The organism is Arthrobacter sp. PvP023 (assembly GCF_017832975.1).
GTDB lineage: Bacteria > Actinomycetota > Actinomycetes > Actinomycetales > Micrococcaceae > Arthrobacter.
Window position 1 is genome coordinate 3,677,924 of sequence record NZ_JAFIBI010000001.1, and the last position, 25,541, is coordinate 3,703,464.

Annotated in this window: 18 protein-coding genes; 7 read left to right on the forward strand and 11 right to left on the reverse strand. The window is 67.3% G+C overall.

What is annotated here, in order from left to right; all coding sequences use genetic code 11:
* The first annotated feature begins 43 nt into the window (after window positions 1–43).
* Genes JOE31_RS16735 through JOE31_RS16745 form a run of 3 tightly spaced genes read left to right on the forward strand, consistent with a single transcriptional unit; the run spans window position 44 to window position 5,072 of the window.
* Window positions 44–1,162 carry a MoxR family ATPase gene (locus JOE31_RS16735; protein ID WP_209746524.1) on the forward strand — a complete coding sequence of 373 codons (1,119 nt, stop codon included), beginning with the start codon at window positions 44–46 and terminating at the stop codon, window positions 1,160–1,162.
* 14 nt (window positions 1,163–1,176) lie between these two features.
* Window positions 1,177–2,568 carry a DUF58 domain-containing protein gene (locus JOE31_RS16740; protein ID WP_209746526.1) on the forward strand — a complete coding sequence of 464 codons (1,392 nt, stop codon included), beginning with the start codon at window positions 1,177–1,179 and terminating at the stop codon, window positions 2,566–2,568.
* The gene (locus JOE31_RS16745; protein WP_209746528.1) at window positions 2,565–5,072 is read left to right on the forward strand and encodes a DUF3488 and transglutaminase-like domain-containing protein; all 2,508 of its coding nucleotides are present in this window, start codon (window positions 2,565–2,567) and stop codon (window positions 5,070–5,072) included. The genes JOE31_RS16740 and JOE31_RS16745 overlap by 4 nt, the downstream gene beginning before the upstream one ends.
* 21 nt (window positions 5,073–5,093) lie before the next feature.
* Here JOE31_RS16745 and JOE31_RS16750 read toward each other — a convergent pair whose 3' ends face one another.
* Both JOE31_RS16750 and rsmI read right to left on the reverse strand, forming a co-directional pair.
* The gene (locus JOE31_RS16750) at window positions 5,094–6,593 is read right to left on the reverse strand and encodes an NAD-dependent succinate-semialdehyde dehydrogenase (RefSeq protein ID WP_209746530.1); all 1,500 of its coding nucleotides are present in this window, start codon (window positions 6,591–6,593) and stop codon (window positions 5,094–5,096) included.
* A gap of 155 nt (window positions 6,594–6,748) precedes the next feature.
* Window positions 6,749–7,570 carry a 16S rRNA (cytidine(1402)-2'-O)-methyltransferase gene (gene rsmI, locus JOE31_RS16755; RefSeq protein ID WP_307864471.1) on the reverse strand — a complete coding sequence of 274 codons (822 nt, stop codon included), beginning with the start codon at window positions 7,568–7,570 and terminating at the stop codon, window positions 6,749–6,751.
* 246 nt (window positions 7,571–7,816) lie between these two features.
* On the opposite strand from rsmI, the gene JOE31_RS16760 reads away from it, so the two are divergent.
* Both JOE31_RS16760 and JOE31_RS16765 read left to right on the forward strand, forming a co-directional pair.
* Window positions 7,817–9,523, forward strand: coding sequence for a dolichyl-phosphate-mannose--protein mannosyltransferase (locus JOE31_RS16760; RefSeq protein WP_209746532.1), 1,707 nt, complete (start codon window positions 7,817–7,819; stop codon window positions 9,521–9,523).
* A gap of 92 nt (window positions 9,524–9,615) precedes the next feature.
* The gene (locus tag JOE31_RS16765) at window positions 9,616–11,457 is read left to right on the forward strand and encodes a long-chain fatty acid--CoA ligase (RefSeq protein WP_209746534.1); all 1,842 of its coding nucleotides are present in this window, start codon (window positions 9,616–9,618) and stop codon (window positions 11,455–11,457) included.
* 53 nt (window positions 11,458–11,510) lie between these two features.
* Here JOE31_RS16765 and JOE31_RS16770 read toward each other — a convergent pair whose 3' ends face one another.
* Together JOE31_RS16770 and JOE31_RS16775 are read right to left on the reverse strand one after the other, a co-directional pair.
* Window positions 11,511–12,689: a TIGR01906 family membrane protein gene (locus JOE31_RS16770; protein WP_209746536.1), complete on the reverse strand. Its 1,179-nt coding sequence runs from the start codon at window positions 12,687–12,689 to the stop codon at window positions 11,511–11,513.
* Between the two features lie 122 nt (window positions 12,690–12,811).
* The gene (locus tag JOE31_RS16775) at window positions 12,812–13,804 is read right to left on the reverse strand and encodes a stage II sporulation protein M (RefSeq protein WP_209746538.1); all 993 of its coding nucleotides are present in this window, start codon (window positions 13,802–13,804) and stop codon (window positions 12,812–12,814) included.
* A 71-nt stretch (window positions 13,805–13,875) separates the two neighbouring features.
* On the opposite strand from JOE31_RS16775, the gene JOE31_RS16780 reads away from it, so the two are divergent.
* Window positions 13,876–14,685 carry an RDD family protein gene (locus JOE31_RS16780; protein WP_209746540.1) on the forward strand — a complete coding sequence of 270 codons (810 nt, stop codon included), beginning with the start codon at window positions 13,876–13,878 and terminating at the stop codon, window positions 14,683–14,685.
* Between the two features lie 10 nt (window positions 14,686–14,695).
* On the opposite strand, the gene JOE31_RS16785 is transcribed toward JOE31_RS16780, so the two are convergent.
* The 5 genes from JOE31_RS16785 to JOE31_RS16805 all read right to left on the reverse strand — a co-directional run bounded on the left by JOE31_RS16785 (window position 14,696) and on the right by JOE31_RS16805 (window position 19,770).
* Complete coding sequence (locus JOE31_RS16785) at window positions 14,696–15,928, reverse strand: Ig-like domain-containing protein (protein WP_245199231.1); 1,233 nt, start codon at window positions 15,926–15,928, stop codon at window positions 14,696–14,698.
* A gap of 120 nt (window positions 15,929–16,048) precedes the next feature.
* On the reverse strand, window positions 16,049–17,278 hold the full coding sequence (locus JOE31_RS16790) for an Ig-like domain-containing protein (protein WP_209746542.1): 1,230 nt from the start codon (window positions 17,276–17,278) through the stop codon (window positions 16,049–16,051).
* Between the two features lie 156 nt (window positions 17,279–17,434).
* A complete protein-coding gene (gene ahcY, locus JOE31_RS16795) occupies window positions 17,435–18,913 on the reverse strand; it encodes an adenosylhomocysteinase (protein ID WP_209746544.1) in 1,479 nt (492 codons plus the stop codon).
* Window positions 18,914–19,025: 112 nt separating this feature from the next.
* Window positions 19,026–19,289, reverse strand: a complete 264-nt coding sequence (locus tag JOE31_RS16800) for a Trm112 family protein (protein ID WP_209746546.1) — start codon at window positions 19,287–19,289, stop codon at window positions 19,026–19,028.
* 91 nt (window positions 19,290–19,380) lie between these two features.
* Window positions 19,381–19,770 carry a DUF3499 domain-containing protein gene (locus JOE31_RS16805; protein WP_209746548.1) on the reverse strand — a complete coding sequence of 130 codons (390 nt, stop codon included), beginning with the start codon at window positions 19,768–19,770 and terminating at the stop codon, window positions 19,381–19,383.
* Between the two features lie 142 nt (window positions 19,771–19,912).
* Between JOE31_RS16805 and JOE31_RS16810 the strand changes: the two genes are divergently transcribed.
* The gene (locus tag JOE31_RS16810) at window positions 19,913–20,440 is read left to right on the forward strand and encodes a metallopeptidase family protein (RefSeq protein WP_209746550.1); all 528 of its coding nucleotides are present in this window, start codon (window positions 19,913–19,915) and stop codon (window positions 20,438–20,440) included.
* A gap of 6 nt (window positions 20,441–20,446) precedes the next feature.
* Here JOE31_RS16810 and JOE31_RS16815 read toward each other — a convergent pair whose 3' ends face one another.
* Window positions 20,447–22,180 carry a DUF5719 family protein gene (locus JOE31_RS16815; protein WP_209746552.1) on the reverse strand — a complete coding sequence of 578 codons (1,734 nt, stop codon included), beginning with the start codon at window positions 22,178–22,180 and terminating at the stop codon, window positions 20,447–20,449.
* Window positions 22,173–25,514 (reverse strand): glycosyltransferase, encoded by a 3,342-nt coding sequence (locus JOE31_RS16820; protein WP_209746554.1) that lies wholly within the window; start codon window positions 25,512–25,514, stop codon window positions 22,173–22,175. The genes JOE31_RS16815 and JOE31_RS16820 overlap by 8 nt, the downstream gene beginning before the upstream one ends.
* Between the last annotated feature and the right edge of the window lie 27 nt (window positions 25,515–25,541).

A 25,541-nucleotide genomic window follows, 5' to 3' on the forward strand; every position in this document is an offset into this window, starting at 1 on the left:
TGCCAACCCGTGCCAGGCTTTCCCGAGGGCTGAAAGGCTGCCGATGGATTCCCACAGACGCACGACAGTAGATGAAGCGCTCCCGGAAGGGCAGGGCTTCCCCGGTGGTGCAGGTGTTGTCGGAAACCAACTCAACGGATCCAGGCCGACGGCCATGGACGCGGACGCTTTCCATGCCGCCAGCGAGCGCATCCTGTCAGCCATCAACACCGTGATCGACGGCAAGGCGGAGGCCGCGAAGCTTGCCCTCACGGTTCTCCTTGCCCAGGGGCACCTGCTCCTCGAGGATGTTCCCGGCGTGGGAAAAACGCTGCTGGCCAAGACACTCGCCCGCACCATCGACTGTTCGGTCAGCAGGATCCAGTTCACCCCGGACCTTTTGCCTTCGGATGTCACCGGTGTTTCCATTTACAACCAGGCCTCGCGGCTGTTCGAATTCAGGCCGGGAGCCGTGTTCGCCAACATTGTCATCGGGGACGAGATCAACCGGGCCTCCGCAAAGACCCAGTCCGCGCTGTTGGAATGCATGGAGGAGCACCAGGTCACTGTGGACGGTGACTCCTACAAGCTGGATGAGCCCTTTATGGTGGTGGCCACCCAGAACCCCATTGAGATGGAAGGGACGTACCCCCTGCCGGAAGCCCAGCGGGACCGGTTCATGGCCCGGATCTCCATGGGCTATCCGGACAAGGACTCGGAAATTGAGATGCTGGAGACACACCAGGCGACGTCTCCGCTGACCAGGGTCACGGCCGTCGTCACCTCGGCTGATGTGGCCGCCATGATCGCCACCGTCCAGCGGGTGTACGTTTCGCAGGCCGTCAAGGAGTACACGGTGTCACTGGGACGCGCCACCCGCGAAAGCGCCATGCTTCGTCTCGGGGCGAGTCCACGGTCCATGCTCCAGCTGCTGCGGGCGGCGAAGGCCACCGCGGCGCTGGAGGGCCGGGACTTCGTCCTCCCGGACGACGTCGTCAGTGTTGCCGAATCCGTGCTGGCCCACAGGATCATCCTTGACCGCAAGGCCGCAGGCATGGGGGAAACTCCGCATAGCGTCATCCGCGGCATCCTGGCAAAGCTTCCGGTGCCGCAGGAGATGTCCGCGGCACCGTCCCGGACCGGCAACCCGCGCGGGGGCCCGGACCAGCGGCACTCGCGCTAGCCGAAAACGCCACGATGGCCCTCACAGACAAGCTCCCGGGACACCTCTTCAGCACCCGCGGCTGGGGTCTGCTGGCTGCCGGCGTGGTTTCGCTGCTGTTGGCGCAGGTCATGGGCCGCCGGGACCTGCTCACGCTCGGCATCCTTCTGCTGGTCCTCCCGCTGGTTTCCCTCGCAGGGATCCGCATCCTCAAACCCCGGTTCAAGGTGTATCGGGAGTTCAGCCCCGCCAGCGTGGAAACCTCCTCGACCACCACAGTGCGGCTTGCCGTGGCCCGCACCGGCGCAGCCACCGGGCAAGTGATGATGGAAGAGCGCCTTCCCTCGCGGTTCGGCGAATCGCCGGCGTTCCGGTTCCCGTCCCGCTCTGCCGTCGGCGGAACCAGCCGCTATGAGTACCACCTCCGGTCCGGCAAGCGGGGACAGTTTGTGATTGGCCCGGTGACGGCCGAATTCACCGACCCCTTTGGTCTTTCGCTGCACCGCCACGCGATTGACGACGGCGACACACTGACGGTGACGCCCGCCGCCGTCGAACTTCCCGCGACAGGCCTTGCCGGCGCACGTGGCAATGACGGCGTCACTGCCACACGGATCCGGGCTAATCCGAGCGACGACGACGTCATGACCCGCGAGTACCGCCACGGGGACCCAATGCGCCGGGTGCACTGGGCCGCCACAGCAAGGCACGGTGCCCTGATGGTGCGGCAGGAGGAATCCGTGACCACGCCGGAGGCCACCATCATCCTGGACCACCGGTGGGCGGCCTTCGCGCGCGGACCGGGTGCCGCTTTTTCGTCCACCTCGGGTGAGGACGGCCACGAGCTGGTGACCAGCGAAACGTTCGAGTGGGCCGTCACAGCCACCATGTCGGTCAGCGCACACCTGGCGGAACGCAACTACGCCCTCCGTTTCCTCGATCCCTCGGGAGAACCTGCATTCCTGCACTCTCCCTCGGCACCCGAACCGACGGCAGAGGAATACACCGGGTCCGCAGGCCTGCAGTCCATTGCCGAGAGCCTGGCGGCCATCCAGCTCTCCGGCGCACACCATGCGCCGGGATCCGAATCAGGTCCGAGGCCCTTCGACGACCGGCTCATGGACAAGCTTTCCGCCCACCGGCAGCGCGGGCCCATCATGGCCATCCTGGGCCACCTGCAGCCGGCAGAGGCACGCGCCCTGTCCGCGGCTGCCGGGTTCGGCGCCAATGCATTCGCGATAGTGGTCACCGAACACCCGGGCGACTGCCAAGCGGCCCTTGAGTCGTTGAGGTCCGGCGGCTGGCGGGCAGTGGCCGTCAGCCCTGGCACGTCGGTGCCGGCGGCATGGTCCTATTTCGACCAGCGCGATGCGGCTACCGCCACGGCCGCAGCGGACGTGCGCCGGGGCACGGGGGTCAGGCGATGACGTTGACGCCCCAGCGGCATCCCGGTCCGGACACGGGCCGCCCGCCCGAGGTCCTTGCCCCGACGGCCGCTCCGGCCGCGCGGCTGCGCCGCGTTGGTGCGCAGCCGTGGGCCATGGCGGCTGCCGTCGCCGTCGCGGTGGCCGGCGCCGCCCTTTCCCTCAACGGCGTGCTGCGGGGCTGGGCCTGGTATCCCCCGGCGCTTACCACCATCTGCGTTGTAGCCCTGGCCATGGCCGTCCTGAGGTCGCTGCGCGCGCATCCGTTCCTCGTGGCGCTGGGCGGCTTTGCGTCCCTCGCGTTCATCCTGACTTTCACGTTCTTCCGCCGGGACAGCATCGCCGGGTTCATTCCGTCCGGGGACACCATGGAACAGCTGGGCAGGTACCTGCGGCGGGCCAGTGAAACCGTCCTGGCCGAGAGCTCCCCGGTTGCGCCGAATGCAGGAATAGTGCTGGTCACGTGCGCGGTCCTGGGCCTGGTGGTGATCCTGGTCGATGCCCTCGCAGTGCCATTGGCCCTGCCGGCAACCAGCGGGTTGGGCCTGGTGGCCATCCTGGTGGTGCCTGCCATGGTCAAACCGCAGAGCGTCGGGGTCTGGGGGTTTGCAGCAGCCGCCGCCGGCTACCTGATGATCCTTGCCTGCAGCCAGTGGTTCGCCCCGGACAACCGCACCACGGCGGACACCGCCCGCAATCCGGGACAGTTCCGCCGCGCGGCCCTCACCGGCGGCATCACGCTTGTCATCACGCTCCTCCTTCCCCTGGCCGTTCCGGGCTTCGACCAGGGCACGTTCCCACAGGGTTCCAGGCTGAATCCGTGGGGTTCATCCACCGGGCTCAATCCGATGATCAGCCTGGGCAACAGCCTGCGGAGTCCCTCCGGGGACGGGCGCATCACCTACGCCACGAGTGCCAGCAGGCCCCCGTATCTGCGGTCCGTCACGGTGGACCGGTTCGACGGCGACTCCTGGTCGCCGGACGACCGCGACGCGTCCCGGCGCGTGGGGGTCGGGAGGATGGACGCCGGGTACGAGATCCTCGCGGACGAGCAGGTCCGCCAGGTCACGGCGGTCAATACCGGCCGTTTCACCAGCCCGTACCTTCCTGTGCCGTACGCTCCGGATGCTGTTAACGGCTTGGCCGGACGATGGAGCTGGGATCCGGCCACGCTCAGCATCAAGGGGGTGGACACCAATTCACGGAACCAGCAGTACGTGGTGCAGTCGACTGCCCCCAGGCTCACCCCGGAACTGTTGTCACAGTCCTCGGCGCCGGTGCGCGGGATCTCCGACGAGTTCCTCCGGGCGCCCAACAACGTACCGGACATTGTGCGGAACACGGCGGATACAGTGACCGCCGGAAGCAGGACGGCGTATGCCAGGGCGATGGCCATCCAGAATTACCTTCGCTCGGTGGAGTTCACGTATTCCCTGCAGTCCCCTGTCCAGGGCGGTTATGACGGCAACGGACTTTCCGTCCTCGCGGACTTCCTGACCCAAAAGAGCGGCTACTGCATTCATTTCGCTTCCGCCATGGCCGTGATGGCGCGGCTGGAGGGAATCCCCAGCCGGATCGCAGTGGGCTATGCCCCGGGCCGGTCCACGGGTGCCACGGTTTCGGTTCCCGGGCAAGGGGCACTGACGGAATACGAAGTCGATTCCAGGGACGCGCATGCCTGGCCCGAACTCTACTTCCAAGGACTCGGGTGGGTGGCGTTCGAACCCACGCCTTCACGCGGCGTGGTGCCGGACTACGCGGCGCAGGCCTCCACGCCGGGCGGTGCCAGCACGAACGAAAACAACGACGATCTCATCCCGTCGAACACCGCCACGCCCGGCGCAACGCCCGGTGCCACGCCGACGCCGTTGCCGGGGCTGGAATCCGCCGGCGAACCAGGGCACCCGCTGACGCTGCCGCTCTACGGAGCCGCCGGTATCCTCCTCCTTGCCCTGATCGCCGGGTCGCCGCGGATGGTGCGGGCGGGCCTGCGGTCCAGGCGGCTCAGGAGCGCGCCTGCCCTGGGCGGCAACCCGGCCGCAGCGGCCTGGGCCGAACTGCGGGACCTGGCTACCGACTACGGCCTGGCTCCCGGCCTCAGCGAAACCCCGCGTCACTTTTCCAGCCGGCTTCGTGGATCGGGTGCGCTTGGCGCGCGCGACGACGCCGACGACGCCGCCGGAATCCGGGCTGTCGCCGCACTCACCGCCGACTTTGAACGTCAGCAGTACGGCCCGCCTGCCGGACATGCCGGGGTCGCTGAAGACGGCGCGGCGCCGTCAGCAGCCGAGAGGATAGCCGTGGTCCAGGCATCCCTGCGGAAGCACTCCCGAGCGGGACGACGGCTGCGGGCGGAGTGGCTCCCGGCGTCGGTCATGAATCGCTGGGGGCGCATAGTGTCCGCTCCCTTCCATGCCGTTCTGCGGGCCGCGGCCAAACCCGCGCAGGCCGCCGCGCGGTCCTGGCGGACGGTGCGCGACGGCCTGCGACGGCTGCGACGGGGCTAGCTGCACTGCCCCGTGGGCGGATCAGCCTGCGTAGGGGTCGGCGATGCCGATGTACTGGGTGTAGAGGTATTCCTCGATGCCCTCGAGGCCGCCCTCGCGTCCCAGGCCGGACTGCTTGACGCCGCCGAACGGTGCTGCTGCGTTGGACACGACGCCTGCGTTCAGGCCGAGCATGCCGGTCTCGAGGCGTTCGCCCATCCGGATGCCGCGGTTCAGGTCGCGCGTGAAGACGTACGCCACCAGTCCGTACTCGGTGTTGTTGGCGAGGCGGACTGCCTCGTCCTCGCTGTCGAAGGTGATGATCGGGGCCACCGGTCCGAAGATTTCCTCGGACAGGATGCGGGTGCCCTCGGTGACGCCCTTGAGGATCGTGGGCTGGTAGAAGTAGCCCGGACCGTCCACCGGGCCGCCGCCGGCCACAGCCACCGCACCGGAGTTCACGGCGTCGGTGACGAGCTCGTGGACCTTGTCCCGGCTCTTCGCATCGATCAGGGGGCCCACCTTGGACTCGGGCTCGGTGCCGCGCGCCGTGGTCATCTCGCCCATTTTCGCGGCGAACTTCTCCACAAACTCGTCCGCGACGGACTCATGCACGATGAACCGGTTCGCGGCCGTGCAGGCCTCGCCCATGTTCCGCAGCTTCGCCAGCATCGCCCCGGCCACGGCGGCGTCGACGTCGGCGTCCTCGAACACCACGAACGGGGCGTTGCCGCCGAGTTCCATCGAGGTCCGCAGGACCGTTTCGGAGGCGTCCGAGAGCAGCCGGCGGCCCACTTCGGTGGAGCCGGTGAAGGAGAGCTTCCGCAGCCGGGTGTCCTTGATCAGCGGGCCCGTGGTGGCACCGGCCGTGGAGGTCGGGATGACGTTCAGGACCCCGGCGGGCAGGCCGGCTTCCTGCATCACGGCCGCGAACAGCTGGGAGGTCAGCGGCGTCAGGTTGGCGGACTTCAGCACCATGGTGCAGCCGGCAGCGACGGCGGGGGCGATCTTGCGGGTGGCCATCGCGAGCGGGAAGTTCCACGGGGTGATCAGCAGGCACGGGCCCACGGGCTTCTTGGTGACCAGCAGGCGGGACTTGCCGTCCGGGGAGACGGAGTAGCGGCCGAACGCGCGGACGGCTTCCTCGGAGAACCAGCGCAGGAATTCGGCACCGTAGGTGACCTCGCCGCGGGCCTCGGCCAGGGGCTTGCCCATCTCCAGGGTCATCAGCAGCGCGAAGTCTTCCGCCCGGGCCGTGACCATCTCGAAGGCGCGGCGCAGGATTTCCCCGCGCTCACGGGCCGGAACCTTGGCCCAGGAGTCCTGGGCGGCAGCGGCCGCGTCCAAAGCGGCTGCGCCGTCCTCGGGGCCGGCGTCAGCGATGCTGAGCAGGACCTTGCCGGTGGCGGGATCCTCGACGTCGAACGTCTTTCCGGACGCCGCCGGGCGCCATTCGCCGTTGATCAGCAGGCCGGTCGGAACAGAGGCCAGCAGCTCGCTCTCGCGCTCCGCAGTAACGGTGGGCTGTGCAGTTAAAGTCACGATGACTCCCTCGTCAGCAATTGGGGTTGGGGATGGGTTCAGCACTCGGCTGCTTTACAGCCACGGTACTGCCGTGCGCTCCGGAGCGTCTATGCATGTGCGCACTACGAACTTCGGACTTTGCTGTGCAGCTGCACAAGATCCGCGTCCGCGTTCTAGCGGGCAGCCAGGACCGCGGAATAGAGCTCCCTCTTGCTGACTTTTGCGTCCTCGGCCACGGCTGCCACGGCTTCCTTCAGCCTGATGCCTTGCGCGATCAGGCCGTTGACAGCGGCCACATGGTCCTCCGGCTTGCCCGGCTCACGTTCGGGGGCGCCGCCTACCACCACGGCTATTTCGCCGCGCACTTCGTTTGTTTCTGCCCATTTGAGCAGGTCGGTCAGCGGGCCGCGGATGACTTCTTCGTAGGTCTTGGTCAGCTCCCGGCACACTGCGGCCGGACGGTCGCCGCCGAAGCGCTCACGCAGCGCCCGTAGCATCGGTTCCAGCCGGTGCGGCGCCTCGAAGAAGACCATGGTCCGGCGTTCAGCGTCCAGTTCGGACAGCCGGGAGGCGCGCTCTCCGGCCTTGCGGGGAAGGAATCCCTCAAAACAAAAACGGTCCGTGGGGAGGCCGGACAGGGCGAGTGCTGTCAGGACCGCCGACGGCCCCGGCACGGCGGTCACGGTCAGTCCGGCCGCCACAGCACCCTCAACCAGCCGGAAACCCGGATCCGAGACCGCGGGCATTCCGGCGTCGGTCACCATCACGATGGTTTTCCCGGCCCGCACCTGGTCCAGGAGTTCGGCGGTCTTTACGGCTTCGTTGTGCTCGTGGTAGCTGATGATCCGACCGGCCACGGCGACTCCCAGGTTCTGCACCAGCCGATGCAGGCGCCGGGTGTCCTCGGCGGCAACGATGTCAGCCGTGGTGAGGAGTTCAACCAGCCGGGGAGACGCATCGCCGACATTGCCGATGGGTGTCGCCGCGAGCACGATCCTGCCCGGCTGCCCTTCCGCGGGGCGGGCCGCAGCTTCCCCCGCCGGGGCCCAGGCCTCATCCGTGGCTCCCGCCGTCCCGGACACCGAGTCCGGCGGGGTCGAACCTGCCTCTAAAGCCGAACCTTCCTCTGAAGAAGTGCCGGCATCATCGGAGCCGCTCGCGCGGGAAGTACTGAGTTGTTGGTCCACACGACCAGCCTACTGCTGGCAGGCTCTTCCAGCGCCAAAAGGTAGCATGGGCACGTGACGCAGACCTCCGTACCACCTGTCGAGGCCGACCCGGCCAAACCGGCGCAGCCGGCGTCCGGGGCTTTGGGCCGCAACCTTGAGGGCCACCGGTGGATCCGCCGTCCGCGGGAAGCGTTTACGGAAAGTGCCCTGCAGGAGCGGCTGCTCCGGGACATCCGCAGCTGGCGCGACTACCCTCCGTCGCTGCGGCTCTGGTTTTGGCTCATTCCGGCCATCACGGCGGCGATCGGCGGAATCCTTCGCTTCGTCCGCCTTGAGAGTCCACGCAGCCTGGTCTTTGACGAGACCTACTACGTCAAGGACGGGTATTCGCTCCTGGTCAGCGGTTATGAGCGCAGCTGGCCTGACAAGGCCAACGACTCGTTCGTAGCGGGCAACCCGGGCGTCATCCTGTCCTCTCCCGAGTATGTTGTGCACCCGCCGGTGGGCAAGTGGATGATCGCCGCGGGAATGTGGCTGTTCGGCCCGGACAACCCGCTTGGCTGGCGGTTCGGCGCAGCGCTGACGGGGACACTGTCCATCCTCCTGGTCACCCTGATAGCGCAGAAACTCTTCCACTCACTGACGCTGGGGGCCGTCGCAGGCCTCCTGCTGGCAGTGGACGGCCACCACCTGGTGATGTCCAGGACCTCCCTGTTGGACATCTTCCTGATGTTCTGGCTCCTCGCCGCTTTCGGCGCGCTGCTGATGGACCGCGACGACGGCCGGCGGCGGCTGGCCGCCCGGCTGGGGCGCCAGGCCGGCGGCACGGCTGAGGGCAGGCCCTCCGTGGTCCAGCTGGTTTCCGGGCCGTGGCTCGGGATCCGCTGGTGGCGCATCGCAGCCGGAGTCTGCCTGGGACTTGCTGTGGGGACCAAGTGGTCCGCCCTGTTCTTCATGGCCGGCTTCGGGCTGCTGACGGTCTTCTGGGACCTGAGCGCACGCCGGATCGCGGGCATCCGCGGATGGATCAGCGGCGGCATCATCAAGGACGGGATTCCCGCGTTCCTGAGCATCGTGCCGGTGGCCGCCCTGGTCTATGTCTCCACCTGGACCGGCTGGTTCCAGTCAAAGGATGCGTACTTCCGCCACTGGGCCGACACCAACCCGTCAGCCCAGTGGGGATGGGTCCCCGGACCGCTGCGGTCCCTGGCCCATTACCACCTGGAAGCGTACAAGTTCCATCAGGGACTCAGCTCAGACCACCCCTATGAGGCGAGCGCCTGGAGCTGGCTGGTGATGGGGCGCCCCACGTCCTTCTTCTACGAGTCCCCTAAGCAGGGAAGCCCCGGCTGTGACGTCGCCAGCTGCACGTCGGCCATCCTTTCGGTGGGCAATCCCCTGATCTGGTGGAGCGCCACCGTCTCGCTGGTGATCCTGTTGTTCTGGTGGGCAGGCCGCCGCGACTGGCGTGCCGGTGCCATCCTGGCGGGGGTCGCCGTGGGCTACCTCCCCTGGTTCATGTATCCGGAACGGACCATGTTCACCTTCTACGCCGTGTCCTTTGAACCGTTCCTGGTGCTTGCCCTGACCTATTGCCTTGGCCTGGTGCTCGGGCGGCCGCAAGACCCGCTGTGGCGCCGGCGATCGGGGCTCTACCTGGTGGCGGTGTTCGTGGCCGGGGCAGTGCTGCTCTCTGCGTTTTTCTACCCCATCTGGACCGCGGAAATCATCCCGTACCAGGAGTGGCGGTTCCGAATGTGGATGCCGTCCTGGATCTAGGGCAGTATGGCAGGGGTGCCGCGGGCGTTGGAACCGCAGGAGATGGAACGGGTATCGGGAAACCAATCACGGATCCGGAACGGAGACAGGCTGTGAGAGAAGCAAGCACTGAACTGCTCGTGGAGCTGGATCAGGACAGCAACGTGACTGACCTGCTGCTCGGGCAGCACGCCAAAGACCCCTCCCATGCCGCGTACGCCCGCAAGGGCCCCAACGGCTGGGTTGACATCCCCGTCCAACAGTTCCTGGACAAGGTCATGGCACTGGCGAAGGGACTGATCGCGGGGGGCCTGGCCCCGGGCGACACCGTGGCCGTGATGTCCGGAACCCGGTACGAATGGACCCTTGTGGACTTCGCCATCTGGTTCGCCGGCGGCGTGACCGTTCCGGTGTATGAAACCTCCTCGGCAAGCCAGGTCGAGTGGATCCTGCATGACTCGGGCGCCCGCAGGGTGTTCGTTGAGGACCAGGCCAAGGCTGAGCTCGTGGCCGGTGTCCTGGCCCACTCCGAACTGCTCGGCGATGCAGTGGTGACGGTCGTGCGGATGGACGACGACGGCGGCGCACCCAACCTGGCCAGCCTCGCCGCCGCCGGCGCCGGCGTCACCGACGGGGAGCTGGAGAGGCACCGCAGCACCGCAGTCCTCGCCGACGTCGCCTCGCTGGTGTACACGTCCGGAACTACGGGCAAGCCCAAGGGCTGCGAGATAACGCACGGCAACTTCGCCCTGGTGGCCACCAACATCGTGGAGTTCCTCCCCGAGATCCTGCGGCAGGAGGGCGCCCGGACGCTGATGTTCCTCCCCCTCGCCCACGTCCTGGCCCGCGCCGTCCAGGTGGTGTGCCTCAGCGCCGGGGCCACCCTGGGCCACACCGCCGGCGCCGCCCAGCTGCTGGAGGACCTGGCGACGTTCAAACCCACTTTCCTGCTGGTGGTACCCAGGATTTTTGAGAAGGTCTATGCGGGGGCCAGCCACAAGGCCGCCCTGGCAGGCAAGGACCGGCTGTTCGCCGCTGCCTCCGCGGTGGCCATAGATTACTCCAAGGCACTCGACGCCGCGGCCCGGGGAAAGGGCAGCGGCCCCGGCTTCATGCTCCGCGCCAGGCACGCCCTCTTTGACCGGCTGCTGTACCCCAAACTCCGACAGGCCTTCGGCGGGCAGGTGAAGTACACGGTTTCCGGCGCCAGCCCGCTGAGCTCCAATGACGCACACTTCTTCCGTGGCGCCGGCATACCGGTGCTGGAAGGCTACGGACTCACCGAAACCACGGCCCCATGCACCGCCAACACCCCGTCGCGGACCAAGGTGGGCACTGTCGGCATTCCCGTGCCGGGCACCACCATCCGGGTGGCCGACGACGGCGAGATCCTGGTCAAGGGCATCGGCGTTTTCAAGGGCTACCACGCCAACGAGGCAGCCAACGCGGAAGCGTTCGTGGACGGGTTCTTCCGCACCGGAGACCTCGGTTCGCTGGATGAAGACGGTTTCCTCACCATCACCGGGCGCAAGAAGGACCTCCTTGTCACTGCCGGGGGCAAGAACGTGGCGCCTGGCCCGCTCGAGGAAAAGATCCGGGAGCACCAGCTGGTGGCCCAGGCAGTGGTGGTGGGAGACGGTCGGCCGTTTGTCTCCGCACTGGTCAACCTTGATCCGGAAGGCCTGGAGAACTGGTGCTCCGCCCAGCGGATCGCGGTCATGGGCCTGACGGAGGCCACTTCCGACGCCCGGGTCCGTGAGGCCGTCCAGGGCGCAATCGACCAGGCCAACCTGCTGGTCTCGAAAGCGGAGTCAATCCGCAGCTTCGTGCTGCTGGATGCTGATTTCACCGTCGAGTCCGGTCATCTGACGCCGTCACTGAAACTGAAGCGGGCCGCCGTCGTACGCGACTTTGAAGCGCACATCAACGGCCTGTACGCCCAGAACAAAAAGTGAAGGCGACCGGCACAAGTGCCGGTCGCCTTCACTGTACGGTCCAGGGTCCTCCCTTACAGGACGGCGGAGTTTCCCCGCGCGCGTCCCGGCGCGGCGTCAGGACGATCCGAGGCGCCGGCGTCGCTGTCCTTGGACGGCGTTTCGGCGGCGTCCGCATCCTTGGCAACGACGTCCTTGGCAATTCCGCGGCGCTTCCGGGTGGGCCAGGTGAGGATCAGGGTGACGACGGAAGCGATCAGCACCAAGGCACCGATGACGATTCCGGCGTCAACCCAGAACTGGCCCGGGAACAGCCGGATGAGGGTGTCATCCAGGGCAAATGTCCAGGTCCCGTTGGCGAAGAAGATCCGGTGGAACTCGGTGAAGAACTGCTGCCAGCTGAGCGCAGCCAACGTGCCCAGCCCAAGAATGACCACGAGCGTGACGATGGCGCCGGCAAAAAGCCCGCGGCGCACTCCCCCGGTGCTTCGGCGGCGAAGGTAGACAATAGCGACGATGCTCAGCAGGATCAGCAGCGCACCGCCGGCGAACGCCGAGAGGATCACCAGTTTGACGTCGGCCATGTGGCTGACCTCGCCCTCCTGGAACAGCGCATCGCCGCTACGGTTGACGAGTTCGCCGAGATACCGTGGACCGGACCAGTTGCTGAGGTAATCCACCGCGTAGGACCCGTAGGTCATGCGGTCATCCGTGCTGAAACCGTAGCCGTCGCCGGGGAAGCCCGGACGGTTGTACTCCACCCAGAGGAACAACGGGCTGGTGACGGCCCGGACGGCGAGGACCAGGAGGATCAGCGGATAGAAGACAGCCAGCAGGACCTGCATCACGCGGGGCAGGACCGGCTTGGTGTTGGCCGCAAGCTCACGCTCGGCGTTCCGGCGCTCCACTTCGTCCCGGGGCGGCCGCACCTGGAGGGCGGAGGTGGGCAGCGGTTCCCGGAAATGCGTCCCCCTCCCCTGCGGTTCGGGGGCAGGCTCGACGGCGGCCTCAGCGGCCTTGCGGTCGGCGCGGCTCCCTGCCTGCGGCGCAGCGGTGCCGGCGGACGCTGCCGGCTGGTCCTTGCCCGCGTCAGGGGAGGTCTTTTCGGCCGGGGTTGTTCCCTTTGCCACAGCGGCAGTGCCTGCCCCGGCACCGGCGGGCTTCATCCAGTCAAAAGCGGGTTCATCGGTGTCATCGGCCGGATCCAGGTGCGGATCCTGCCGGTTCGGCGGGGTGGGCGTCTTCTCAGTCACTGCAGTTTCACTTCCGTAGGCGTCCGCGTCGCCGGGAACCGCCAGGCAACGCTACTTATCTCCAGATGAGCCTACCGTCAGGCACTCCGTGGCGGCAGGTGCCACCCCGTTCCGGAACGTATTCAGGCAGCCAATGCCGTGTATCCGGCATCGCCGTCTTCCAGGTCGCCGGTGGCACCCGACCGGTACGCACGCCTGCCCCATACCAGGACATAGAGCCAGTAGGCAGCCAGGACGGCCGCGCCGATGCTGATCTTGGCCCACACCGGAAGACTGCTGGGTGTTACGAAACCTTCCACCAGGCCGGAGACGAACAGCACCAGGACGAGGCCCACGGCAACGGTAATCAGGGAGCGTCCCTCAGCCGCCACCGCCTGGCCCCTGGTCCGGGGCCCCGGTGAAACCAGCGCCCAGAAGATCTTCAGGCCCCCCGCGCAGGCGATGAACACTGCGGTGAGTTCCATCAGCCCGTGGGGAAGGATGTAGCTGAAGAAAACATCTGACTGGCCGACGGCGGCAAAGACGCCCGCGGCGACCCCCAGCCCCTGGGCGTTGCCAAAGAGGATCATGGGAACCCAGAAGCCGGTGATGCCCAGGGCCACTGCCTGTGCCGAGATCCAGGCATTGTTGGTCCAGACGGCGCCGGCGAAGGACGCGGCGGGATTCTCCGAGTAGTAGTCGATGAAATCCTGTTCGACATACTGCTTGATGGCCGCATCCGAGCCAAGGGCCCGGAGCGCATCGGGGGACGTTGAGATCCAGAGTGCGTACGCGCCCGCGACCAGGCAGAACGCCACACCGCACCAGACGGTGAGCCAGCGGAGCCGGTAGAACGCGGCCGGCAGCGCTATGACGAAGAACCGGGCCAGGTCGTCCATGAAGTTGGAGCGGGCCCCGGTGAAGCGTGTTCGGGCCTGGGCCAGTGTGGCCGACAGGGAGGCAGACAACCCGCTTTCGGGTGCCACGGAGCGAATCAGGGAAAGGTGCGCCGACGTGGTCTGGTAGAGGCGCAGCAGTTCATCCGCTTCGCTTCCGCTAAGCCGCCGCTTGTACGCCAGCACGTGCAGCCGCGCCCACTTGTCCCCGTTGACCGCGGAGAACGCATCCATGTCCACGCCACTACCCTAGCGCTCCCGGATTAGACTGTGAGCGTCCGTAGGCGGCGTGTAGGGGACGGGGACCCGGCTTGAGCTCAATCATCACAGGTGAAGCAGTGGTACTGGAGCTCCGCCCGGCGTCGTTCGCCGCAAGGGCACTGGGCCTGATTCTGGACGTCGCTGCCAATGTGGTCCTCCTCATTGTGCTGATCACAGTGATTTCGTCGGCCTACGACGACCTGGACGACGCGGCGGCCCGCGCCCTGGTTCTGGTCAGTGTGGTCTTCTGCTTAGTGATCCTCCCGGTGGCGGTGGAAACCCTCACCCGCGGCCTCTCCCTGGGGAAGCTGGCGGCAGGGCTTCGGATCGTACGGGACGACGGCGGCGCCATCCGCTTCCGTCACGCTGTGATCCGCGGCCTGATCGGCTTCCTGGAGATCTACCTGACGTTCGGCGGCCTGGCCATCGCCGTGGCGTTGTTCAATGACAAGTCCAAGCGGCTCGGCGACATCGTGGCAGGAACATACTCCCTGCGGCGCCGGGTCCCGGCGGAACCACCGTTCGTCCCGTTTGTACCGCCGCACCTGCGGGCCTGGGCGGCGCTGGCTGACATCGGCCGGATACCGGACGCCGTAGCCCGCCGCTCGTCGCAGTTCATCCGGCAGGCAGGCAGGATGTCGCCGGCGTCGCGCGCTTCCATGGCGGCGTCGCTCGCCACTGAGGTCTCCGCCTGTGTCGCTCCCCCGCCTCCGGCCGGCACGGGACCGGAAGAATACCTGGCCGCAGTGCTGGTGGAACGCCGCGAGCGGGAACTGGCCCGGCTGAGCCGGGCACGGGCACGAAGCACGGGTGTAGGGGAACGGCTGAACCGGCTGCCCTACAGCCGGGACACGCCGTAACCCGCAGTTCTCAGCGCTTGGCGTACTGCGCCCAGGGAATGTTCCAGTCGCCATAGCCCTCCAGCGGTTCCACGGGAGGGGCGCCCGTGTTGAGGGTCTGGACGACGTCGCCGGTCTTCATGTTGTTGAAGAACCAGGCCGCGTCCGCCGGCAGCAGTCCGACGCAACCGTGCGAGACGTTTGCCTTTCCGACATAACTCCACGCGGATTCGAGTGCCTGGTGGACATAGACGCCGGACGAGGTGAGCCGGTTGGCGTATTCCACGGTCAGCGGCGGGTAGTAGCCCTTGTCGCCGGGCTTGAGGCCAATGCTTCCGGCGTTGAACTTGGAGTGGCGTTCCTGCTCCATGATCACGGCGTATCCGGTGGGCGAGAGCCACTCGGCATCGCCGAGTGTCACGGGGGCGGTCCTGACCAGTTGGCCGTCAAAGTAGACGTTCATCGTCTTGGTGACATCATCCACGACGGCCACGCGCTGCGGGCCAACCTTGAAGCTGACCTTGGTGTCGACGTTGCCCACCATCTTGTTCCCGAAGTCCACGCCGAACAGCTTAAGGTCAACGGTGACCTGGCTTCCGGATGCCCAGAACGCCTCGGGACGGATTCGCACGCGCTGGTCCGAGTACCACCGCCAGGCGACTGCCTGGCCCGAGGACGAGGTGACGGTGACGGCTTTCTCCATAGCCTCCTTGTTCAGGACCGGCTCGGAGAAGACGATTTCAATCGGCTGGCCCGATCCCGCGGTGGAACCGTTCTGCGGGTAGACGGAGGCATCGGCCTCGTTGGCCGCGGCCACCGTGGTGAAGGTCTGCGTCTTCTTCGTTTCGCGGCCCGCCTGGTCCACGATTGTAAAGGCGTAATCGTAGGCCGCGTCGAACTCAAGGGGGTCCAGGGCGGTCCAGGTGGACCCGTCGGCGCTGAGTGTGCCCTTGACGGGTTCGCCGCCGTCGGCAGTTGCCAGGACAACGTCCTTTACGGTGCCGTTGACGGCTTTGACCGACGGCGCGACGGCGGGATTGACTCCCGCGGCGCCGTCCGTCGGGGTTACGCCGAGCTCGACTGCCTTGACGACAGGAGCAGCGAGCCCCGGTTCGTTGCGGACCGGGCTGGAAGACTCCGACTGGAACGCGGGCTCCGCCCAGCTGGGGGCAGTGGCAACGCCGATGCCGCCGGCAGCAACCGCGGCGCAGATGGCCACGACGCCCAGAATTTTCATGGTTTTCCGCTTGTGGACTACAGTCATGACCTTCTCCATGTCCCCCGACAGGCCACTGATCAGCCCCAATACCGTCTCGGTCTCATTCAGTGGAGCGCCCTTCAGCTCCCAGCACTGACCAGACGATTTTACCGCACGGCGGGTGGGTCAATTGGCGTACTGGGGCCAGGGGATGTTCCAGTCGCCGAACCCGTCGTCGAAGTTGGCGTTCTCGCCCTCGGTGTTGACCACCTGGACGACGTCCCCGGTGGTCATGTTGTCGAAGACCCATTTGGCGCCGTCCGGGCCGAGCCCGATGCAACCGTGCGACAGGTTGGCCACACCGATGTAGGGCATCGCGGAGTCCGTGGCCTGGTGGATGAACTCTCCGCTGGGCGTGAGGCGCGTGGCGTAGTTAACGTCAAGCTCGCCGTAGTAGGCCGGGTCGTCCGGCTTCAGCCCGATGCTGGAGGCAGACATGTGCTCCACGCGGTACTTCTCCATGAACACAAGGAAGCCCTTGGCCGACGGGAACCGGGTATCACCCATGGTGGCGGGCCATGAGCCCGCCGGTTTGTCATTAACGCTCACCGAAAAGGTGTGCGCCGTGGCGTCGGCGACGGCGACTTTCTTGTCGCCGATGTGGACCGTGACCAACTTGTTGAAGTTTCCGATCTGCCCGTTGCCGAGATCGACGCCGAACAACTGCATGTCCATGGTCACCGTGCTGTTGGCGGCCCAGAAGTTCTCGGCCCGGTACCGCACCATGCTGTCGCTGAACCAGTGGAATGCGCCCGCCTGGCCGGATGTCGAGGAGATCTTGATGGCCTTCTCCACTGCCTCCTTGTTCAGCACGGGTTCGCTGAACGTGATCTGCAGCGGCTGCGCTACGCCAACCTTCATGCCGTCCAGAGGGTAGACGGCGGCGTCGGCTTCGTTGGCCGTCGTCACAGTGGTGAACGTGCGTGTCTCATTGGTCTTGCGGCCTGCAGCGTCAGTCACCACGAAGTTGTAGGTGTAGCTGCTGTTGAACTGCAGGGGGCCGACGGCTGACCAGCCGGCTCCGTCCGGGCTGAGGCTACCCTCGACCGCTTTCCCGTCGCTGTCCGTCAGGGCCACGCGGTCAATGCTTCCGTTGGTGACGCGGAGCGACACCGGCGCTGCCGGATTCACCTGCTGTGCACCGTCTGCCGGGGAGGCCGCAAGCTGCACCGGCGCCACCACCGGTGCCGCCAGTCCCGGCGTCGAACGTTCAGCAGAACCGGCCTCGGATTCAAAGGCGGCGCGGCCGGAACCCGGGGCGACGGCGGCAAAAACTCCCCCGCCTGCGGCCAGCAGGCAGAGTGCTCCCAGCAGGAGCACCTTCCTGGTGGTGGTCCGGTGTTCCCGCGCCGTCATGGCCTTGGGACCATTGCAGTCATCATGATCTCAGCCTAGGCCACCCACCTTGGAGTTCACGGGGAAACCGGCAACACAAGGGCCAATAAGACGGGCCCCGGATCTCGCTCCGGGGCCCATCGGGTTCAGCTTTCTGCCGGGATGGCAGCCTCAGTCCTAGTAACGGTAGTGATCCGGCTTGTACGGGCCTGCAACGTCCAGTTCCAGGTACTCGGCCTGTTCCTTGGACAGTTCCGTCAGCTCGACGCCCAGGGCATCCAGGTGCAGCCGGGCGACCTTCTCGTCGAGGATCTTCGGGAGCACGTAAACCTGGTTTTCGTATTCCCGCTCACCCTCGGGCTGGTCCCGCTTGGTGAAGAGTTCAATCTGCGCGATGGTCTGGTTCGCGAACGAGTTGCTCATCACGAACGACGGGTGGCCGGTGGCGTTGCCCAGGTTCAGCAGGCGGCCTTCGGAGAGGACGATGATGGACCGCTCGTCCGCGGTACCGGCGTCGAAGACCCACTCGTGCACCTGCGGCTTGATTTCAACCTTCTTGATGCCCGGAATCCGCGCCAGGCCGGCCATGTCGATCTCGTTGTCGAAGTGGCCGATGTTGCCGACGATGGCCTTGTCACGCATGCCGGCCATGTGCTCGGCCATGATGACGTCCTTGTTCCCGGTGGTGGTGATGAAGATGTGTCCTTCGCTGAGGACGCTCTCCAGCTTGGCCACCTGGTAGCCGTCCATGGCTGCCTGCAGGGCACAGATCGGATCGATCTCGGTGACAATCACGCGGGAGCCCTGCCCGCGGAAGGCCTCCGCAGCGCCCTTGCCGACGTCGCCATAGCCGCAGACGACGGCGATCTTGCCGCCCATCAGGACGTCCGTGGCGCGGTTGATGCCGTCCGGCAGCGAGTGGCGGATGCCGTACTTGTTGTCGAACTTGCTCTTGGTCACCGAATCGTTGACGTTGATGGCCGGGAAGAGCAGCTTGCCCTGCTCCGCCAGACGGTAGAGACGGTGCACGCCGGTGGTGGTTTCCTCCGTCACGCCCAGCAGGCGGGAGCCGATGCGGGTCCACTTCTGTGCATCCGCAGCCAGCGACGCTCGCAGGACGTCAAGGAAGACCCGCCCCTCATCGGACTCGTCCTCTGCTGCCGCCGGGACGGAACCGAGGGCCTCGAACTCAGCGCCCTTGTGCACCAGCATGGTTGCGTCGCCGCCGTCGTCGAGGATCATGTTCGGGCCAAGGTCCGGGTTGCTGTCCGCCCCGGGCCAGGTAAGGATCTGCTCGGCCGTCCACCAGTATTCCTCGAGGGTTTCGCCCTTCCAGGCGAAAACGGGGACGCCCTGCGGGTCCTCAACCGTGCCCTGGCCCACCACGACGGCGGCCGCGGCTTCGTCCTGGGTGGAGAAGATGTTGCAGGAAGCCCAGCGGACCTCGGCGCCCAGGGCTGTGAGGGTTTCGATCAGCACGGCGGTCTGGACGGTCATGTGGAGTGAACCGGCAATCCGGGCACCCTTGAGGGGCTGGCTGGCGCCGAACTCTTCGCGCAGGGACATCAGCCCGGGCATCTCGTGCTCCGCGAGGCGGATCTGGTGCCGGCCGGCCTCAGCCAGGGAGATATCAGCAACCTTGTAATCGAAAGTCATGTGAGTCCTTGTGTTATATCCGGAAAATTCTGGAACGGCGGAAGTGGAGGCCCGCTCGGCGATCTATGGGAAGTTCGGCGCCAAGTGGACGGGCGATGGGCCGGCCGGGCAGTTATTCGGCACTGAAGGCGCCCGACGCTGCGGTGCCGGCCACTGCGCCCGGGCCGCCGTCGTGCTGGTCCGAAGGCGCAGCGTTCGCTGCAGAGACCAGCTCCGGTGGTAACAGCAGCGGGATGCCGTCCTCAATGGCGTAGCGCAGCTTTTCCCCGGACTGCCCGGCGGCGGTGGAGACGAGTTCCTCGCCCTCCTGAACCAGCGTCGAGCCGGTAACGGGGCAACGCAGGACAGACAACAGGTCAGGACTGATCTTTGGCATGGTGGATGCTCCCTGATGGGCGCCGCAGCAGGCGCCGGTGGCCGATGGATTTGCAGCTTCCAGCGTACAAGCTTCGTGGCGGGACCGCGGCTTAGGACGGCTCGCGGAGGACGCGCAGGTGTCCCCTCCGGGCGCCTTCCGCAGGCGGCGGGGCTTCAAGCGCGGCATGCGCCGAACGCTGGCCCGGCGCGGAATCCGCAGACGACGGCCGCAACGCCGCCTCGCGGACGGCGTTGGCGAGGGCCAAAAGATCATCGGGCCCCGGCTGGGGCGGCGTGGCGGGCATGGCCAGGCGCAGCACTTCCCAGCCCCGCGGCACCGTCAGCGACCCCGCGTGCTGTTCGCACAAATCGTAACAATGGGGCTCCGCGTACGTAGCCAGCGGGCCCAGGACAGCCGTGGAGTCCGCGTAGACGTACGTCAAAGTTGCCACCGCCGAATTGCGGCAGGCTGATCTTGAACATTGACGAATAGCACCCACGACATCACAGACTACTCCCCGTTCGCCGCGGCGCCGTGCATTCCGGCCCGCTGTGTTCGGCGGTGTCGGGGAACGCACGGATGCCCCGTGTGGCGTTGCCCGTTATGTCGCGTATTTCAGGCGGCGGGTTTAGAGTCAATATATGCAGCAATCGCACCACGTTCCGGGTTTTACGGTCCGGTTGGCTGACCCGGGAGCCGGCCAGCCGGCGGACAACGCCGCGCCGTCAGTGGCGGTCCGCGGGAAGAGCTTCAGGCAGCGCCGCAGGAACCGCCATGGCCGCGGCCTGCGCGGTGAATTGATGCTGCCCACGCTGCCCGGTTACCGCACCCGTTCCGACCGCTTCGACGAGATGGTCATGGACTCCGCCCAGCGCCTCCATGACATCTGGGGAAAGCCCTTGGACGGTGTCAGGTTTGCTGTCGACGAGATCCCGCAGGGCCTGGAGCAACTGGTCGCGGACCGGTCCCCTGCGCCCATGGGCCTGTACGAGCCCGCCACCGCCGGCGAAGGTCCCGTGATCACCCTCTACCGCCGTGTCATCGAGAACGCCTGCTCCAGCCGCGAAGAACTCCAGGACCTGGTGCATGACGTCGTGGTGGAGCGGACCGCCGAAATGCTCGGGGTTGCACCCGAGACACTGGACCCCGTGTACCGGCGCCGCTACTAGCCGGTGCTAGTAGCCCAGTTTCACGGCGACCTGCTCCTGTCCGGCGGCCCCCGGGGCAACCGCCACCGTGGCGATGTCCGCGCGACCGTTCTGTTCCAGCAGCACCGTGCCGTAGGCGGCGTCGCCGGAGGCTGACACTACGTACCCGAGCACCTCAGCATCGTCCACTTCCCCCGGCACCTTGATAACCGTCGTCGTTCCGCCCGCAATGTCCGCGGTGGCGGCCGCGCGGACCTTGCCGTCGGCCGTAATGGGCGTGTAGGTGATCTTGGCCCGGTCCTCGGGTGCACCGAAGACCAGATACCGTTCCCCACCGCGCGGTACGGTGACCACGTGCTGGCTGCCGAGCCTGGCTGACGCTGCCGACCACGCGAAGTCCGTGGCACTGTCCGATTTGAGGCCGCGGGCAAGCCGCGCAGCAGCGGCGAAGGACACATCGGAACTGGCTGCGACCGTGTACTGGCCGGCCGGTACTCCGGCCAGCGAAACCTCGGTTACGGACCCGCCTTTGGCTGTCACGACTCCGCCGCCTGGCAGTGCCTTTTGGCCGTCACGTCCATACAGCTTGATTTCCACCACGGCATCGGCCGGGCCGGGAACAGCGATCTGGAGGGCCGCTGAGGCATCCGCAAACCCCTGTTTGGCGGTGAGAGCCTTCGCTGATGCGGGATCCTGGATGTCCAGGCCGGACATCACCTGACGGGTTGCGGGTGCCGCGCCGGGCACGATGAAGTCCACACCGCCGGGGGTGAGCCCCCGTAGGACACTCTGCTGGATGACTGCGGTGACCGGACCGCCCGCACTGCGCGCATGGATGCTGAGCTTTTCCTGATCCGGAGCAAGCCCGGCCAGCACGATGGACCGGGTGGTTCCCGGCGCAACCAGGAGTCCCCTGCTGCCGGGAGCCTGGATCTGGCCCTGCGCACCGTACAGCTCCAGGCTGACGGTGGCCGGGGTGCTGGAAGCATTGCTGAGGTTGAGGACCGCTGTCCGTCCCAGCGACGTGTTCGCCCCCACCAGCCACAGGTCGTTTGCCGGCTGCTGGCAGCCTGCAGCCGCCGAGCCCTGGAGGTCACCGTCCGTGGCGGTGTAGCTCATGACCGCGCCCGCGGTGGCCTGTTGGTTACCCACTGCGTCCGCGCTCAGGACGCTGACGGAATCCACCGGGCGCTGCGAAACGACGCCTGCGAGCAGCGCGGGAGGGGCAGCCGACGTGGTGGGACTGCCGGGATTCTTGGCAATTTCGGTCAGGGGATTTCCGTTGAGCTCCGCAAGCCTGCTGCCGGGCAGGGCACCGGAGTTGGTGCTCAGCACGGCAGCATTGACCAGGCTCTTGGCCGTGGCCGATTCCGGGCTGAACTGAGGGTCGGTGCCGACGGCGGTGCCCTCCAGCAAGCGGGCCGGGCCGGGGCAGATCCCCACGTTGCTGCCCGCTGGGACTGCAGCCAGCGGCGCTTCAAGCGCGCGGCTGCCTGCGCTTTGGGGGACCATCGACGCTGCCGCGACCAGGCTGCCGGCGGCGGCCACGATGATCACAGCTGAGGCCATCCCGGCGACCGTTCCGCGGACGGATAGTCCGCGCCCGTTGAGGCTTTTCAGGCTGCCGGCAGCGGGAGTTCCGTTCGCCGTCCCGCCCGCTGCGCCGGAGCCGTCCGCCGCATCCGCCGCATCCTGTGCACCCGCCGCGGAGTTTACGTCACCAGGTACCTGCGGCACGTCGTCGTTCGCGTCCTTATGCATGCTGATGTTCCTTACGCAGGGAGCCTTCATCCCGGGAGAGGCCGGTGTTCGGCCGGCGGGCGGGCATGGGGATTGCGAGCAGGACGGTGAGTCCGATCACCGTTGCCTGCACGACAGCGGACCACACTGCCCACGGGTTGTCGTACCGGATGGTGAGCTGGCCGCCCTGGGCGGGGAGGGTGAACGCTTGGGACCAGCCGGACGTTGTGGACGTCAGCCGCCGGCCGTCCATCCACGCAGTCCATCCCGGATCGGAACGTTCGGCGAGAACCACGAGCCTGCCTTCCGGCCCTTCCGGAACAGCGGCATCAACACTTTCCAGGTCCGATGGCAAGAGCCCGATGGCAGCGCCGGCGCCGTCCACGATGCGCACCCGGTGCGCAACGTCGGCGGCGTCGATGACAGGCTGGTTGAGCGGGCTGATCCGCCAGAGCCAGCCGACGTTTGTCTGCCCCACCGCCACCAGTCCGGGCACGGCATCCATGCGGCTCGCCGTCAGCTGCGCTGCAGTATCCGAGGCCCGCAGGACAACGAACCCAGCGCCAAGGCGTTCCAGCTCAGGCCTCGGGTCCACGCCCTGGCCCGCGACCACTGTGGCAACGACGCTGCGCAGTGCCGCCGTGACGGCGTCGTCATCCCTGACCGTTTCCTTGCCGGGTTCGCCCATGATGTTGCGGGCGGCCGCAATGGTGGACAGTCCGTCGAGGGTAGTCCCGGCACCCCTCACGATCGAGGCGTCGAAGCTTCCGTCATCCGCTGTGTCGATGACCAGGGTACGGGTCTGCTCGGGCCCCTGGCCGCGGTCGATGGCCGTGGCCGGCAGGGTCCGCGCGGCCGTGGGAGCGATCTGCCGCGGGGTTCCCAGGGGTGCGGTGCCCGGAGGGGTCGTGCCCGCCGCCGCCGGTGCTGCCCCGGATGCGGACTGCAGCAGATTTCCGGCTGCCCAGGCGGTCAATCCGGCCACGGGCCCGGCGAGGAGCAGCACCATCGCAAGGACGGACAGGGCCTGGAGGACGATCCGGCGGACGGGAGGGGCTTCGGCCGCCTTCTCAGAGAAGCAGAGCAGGCCGTCGGCACCGATCAGGGCGGCGCCCAGCAGCAGGAAGCCGGACGCGGACACAACCGGTCCGGTGAAGGGGGTGACGAGGGTGTCGGCGCCGGCACCGCTGGCCACGTGGCTGGCGAGCCAGCCGCCCGCAAGGATGATCAGGGCGGCAACCCACAAAGCGCGGGCCACGCGGGTGCGCTTGCCCGGGACGAACAGTGCCGCCGTTGCAAGTGCCAGGACAGGGAACCCGATCAGCAGTGCCAGGAGCAGCGCCCACGGCACGGCAGACCCGCCGAAGACCGGAAGGCCGGCCAAACCGCCGTCGGCATCGAAATACAGCGGCTGTCCCAGAACCTGCTGCCACAACGGCGCGCCGTCAAAACCGAGCGGGACGCCGGGGTCCGCGAGCAGCGCCCGGGGGCGCTCAAGAACGGAAATGCCGAACGGAATGAAGAGCGCGGCGCTCGGCAGCAGCGCCCACCATACGGTGCGGCCGCGCCTGCCCAGCAGGATCCCGGCCAGGACAACCACGACGGCGGACGGAAGCAGTAAGGACGGAGCGGACGCTGCCACGACAGCCAGCGCCAGGCCGGCAGCCGCTGCAGCAGTCCAGGAAGGCGTGCCGTTGACGCCCGGCTTGGCCGGAGGCTTTTCCAGGAAGCGCCGGTCCCCCGGTTCGGGAACCGCGAAGCGTCCCCGGCCGCGGGCGGTGCCGGTGGCACGCAGCAGTGCCACCACCAGCAACGGCACCATGATGTGCGCAACCAGGGCGCCAAGGCGCCCCTGGTTCAGTGCAACCTGCAGGACGGGCGCCCCGCCCCACACGACGGCTGCCACGAGGCGGAACCGGCGCCGCGTGGTCAGGGCTCCTGCCGCAAACCACGCAGCGAGAGCGGAGAGCGGCATGGCAAGGAGCAGCAGCCACGCCAGGGCGCTGTTCGCATCGCCACCGCCGGCGAGGCCAAGGATCCACAGCAGAAGGGCGAACGGGTCGCCGTGGCCGGGCAGTCCGGCACCGAGTCCGATCCACCAGCTGGTGGCGTGGTGCCAGATGTCCGATATCTTCGACGAGACCGGGATCAGGGCGCCGCCGGAGACGGCTTCGGCGCGGAATAGTCCGGAGAGCCCAAACAGCGAAGCCGCCGCTGTGAGAATTACCGCCAGAAGGGCGCCGTTGCCCACCCAGCCGCGTTCCGAAGTGGTCAGGGCGGCAAAGTCATCAGTGGAATCACCGCTGGGCTGTTCGGCCAGCGGATCCGTCCGGGCCGAGTCCCCGCCCGGGTCGTCGGAGCCCAGGGCTTCAATAAGGGAACGCCGGTGGGCCCAGACCTCGCGGCGCGGCGTCTGCAGTCCCTTGATCACCGAGCGGCGGATCCGTCGCGTTCTGGCCGCGTCGCGGCGTCCGCGGATCACGGCCCCCGGCCGCCCCAGCGCAACGAACGTCGCCATGAGTTGGGAAAATCCGTGACCGGGATCCTTAACGGCAATGCTGAGGACGAGCTTGAACAAACTCCCCAGCAGCGCCCCTGCCGCATGCAGCGGCACCTTCCACCACACTGTGTGCTTGAGGCGCAGGTAGACCTGGGCTTTCCGGGCGGCACTTGCACTTCCCAGCGCATGCGGCCGGTGCGAAACGTGGAACATCCGGGCGGTGGGCACCACTACTACGCGGTGCCCGGCCAGGCGGTTGCGCCAGCAGAAGTCCACATCGTCACCGGTGCCCGGAAGGGCGGAGTCAAATCCGCCCAGTTCCTCCCAGACGTCCCGCCGCACGAGCATGCCGGCGGAGTTGACCGCGAAGGTATCGCTGCGGCCGTCGTACTGCCCCTGGTCGAGTTCGTCCGCCTCAATGAGGGTGAGCCGTTCAGCCCAGCGGCTGGTGGAAAGCCCGACGTCGATCAGCCGGCGCCTGGCGTCCCAGTCCAGCTGTTTGCACCCCGCCACCGTCACCGACGGCGCACGCTCCACGGCATGGAGCAGTTCGGCAAGCGCCTCCGGCGCGGGAGCGGCGTCGTCGTGCAGCAGCCAGATCCACTCGGCGTCGTTACGGGAGTCCGCGTTCCGGGGTGCCAGGTTCGCCAGGGCGGCCTTGACCGCCTCCCCCATCCCGGTCCGTCCCTGCTGGAAGGTGGTGACATTGGCCTCGCCGAACGCCTGGTCAAGCAAGGCCAGGGAATTGTCCCGCGAGCCGGTGTCAACGCCAATAGACGCATCCACCGGACGGGTTTGCTGTGACAATGCCGCCAAGGTCCTGGGAAGATAGTCACCGCCGTTGTGGGCGACCACAACGGCGGTGACATGTACTACTTGAAG

What these genes read in the sequence shown, in the direction of transcription:
- ahcY (WP_209746544.1), bottom strand. Translation starts at nt 18,913, where the DNA reads ATGACTTTCGATTACAAGGTTGCTGATATCTCCCTGGCTGAGGCCGGC.
- JOE31_RS16735 (WP_209746524.1), top strand. Translation starts at nt 44, where the DNA reads ATGGATTCCCACAGACGCACGACAGTAGATGAAGCGCTCCCGGAAGGG.
- JOE31_RS16800 (WP_209746546.1), bottom strand. Translation starts at nt 19,289, where the DNA reads ATGCCAAAGATCAGTCCTGACCTGTTGTCTGTCCTGCGTTGCCCCGTT.
- JOE31_RS16740 (WP_209746526.1), top strand. Translation starts at nt 1,177, where the DNA reads ATGGCCCTCACAGACAAGCTCCCGGGACACCTCTTCAGCACCCGCGGC.
- JOE31_RS16810 (WP_209746550.1), top strand. Translation starts at nt 19,913, where the DNA reads ATGCAGCAATCGCACCACGTTCCGGGTTTTACGGTCCGGTTGGCTGAC.
- JOE31_RS16815 (WP_209746552.1), bottom strand. Translation starts at nt 22,180, where the DNA reads ATGCATAAGGACGCGAACGACGACGTGCCGCAGGTACCTGGTGACGTA.
- JOE31_RS16785 (WP_245199231.1), bottom strand. Translation starts at nt 15,928, where the DNA reads ATGACTGTAGTCCACAAGCGGAAAACCATGAAAATTCTGGGCGTCGTG.
- JOE31_RS16790 (WP_209746542.1), bottom strand. Translation starts at nt 17,278, where the DNA reads ATGACGGCGCGGGAACACCGGACCACCACCAGGAAGGTGCTCCTGCTG.
- JOE31_RS16745 (WP_209746528.1), top strand. Translation starts at nt 2,565, where the DNA reads ATGACGTTGACGCCCCAGCGGCATCCCGGTCCGGACACGGGCCGCCCG.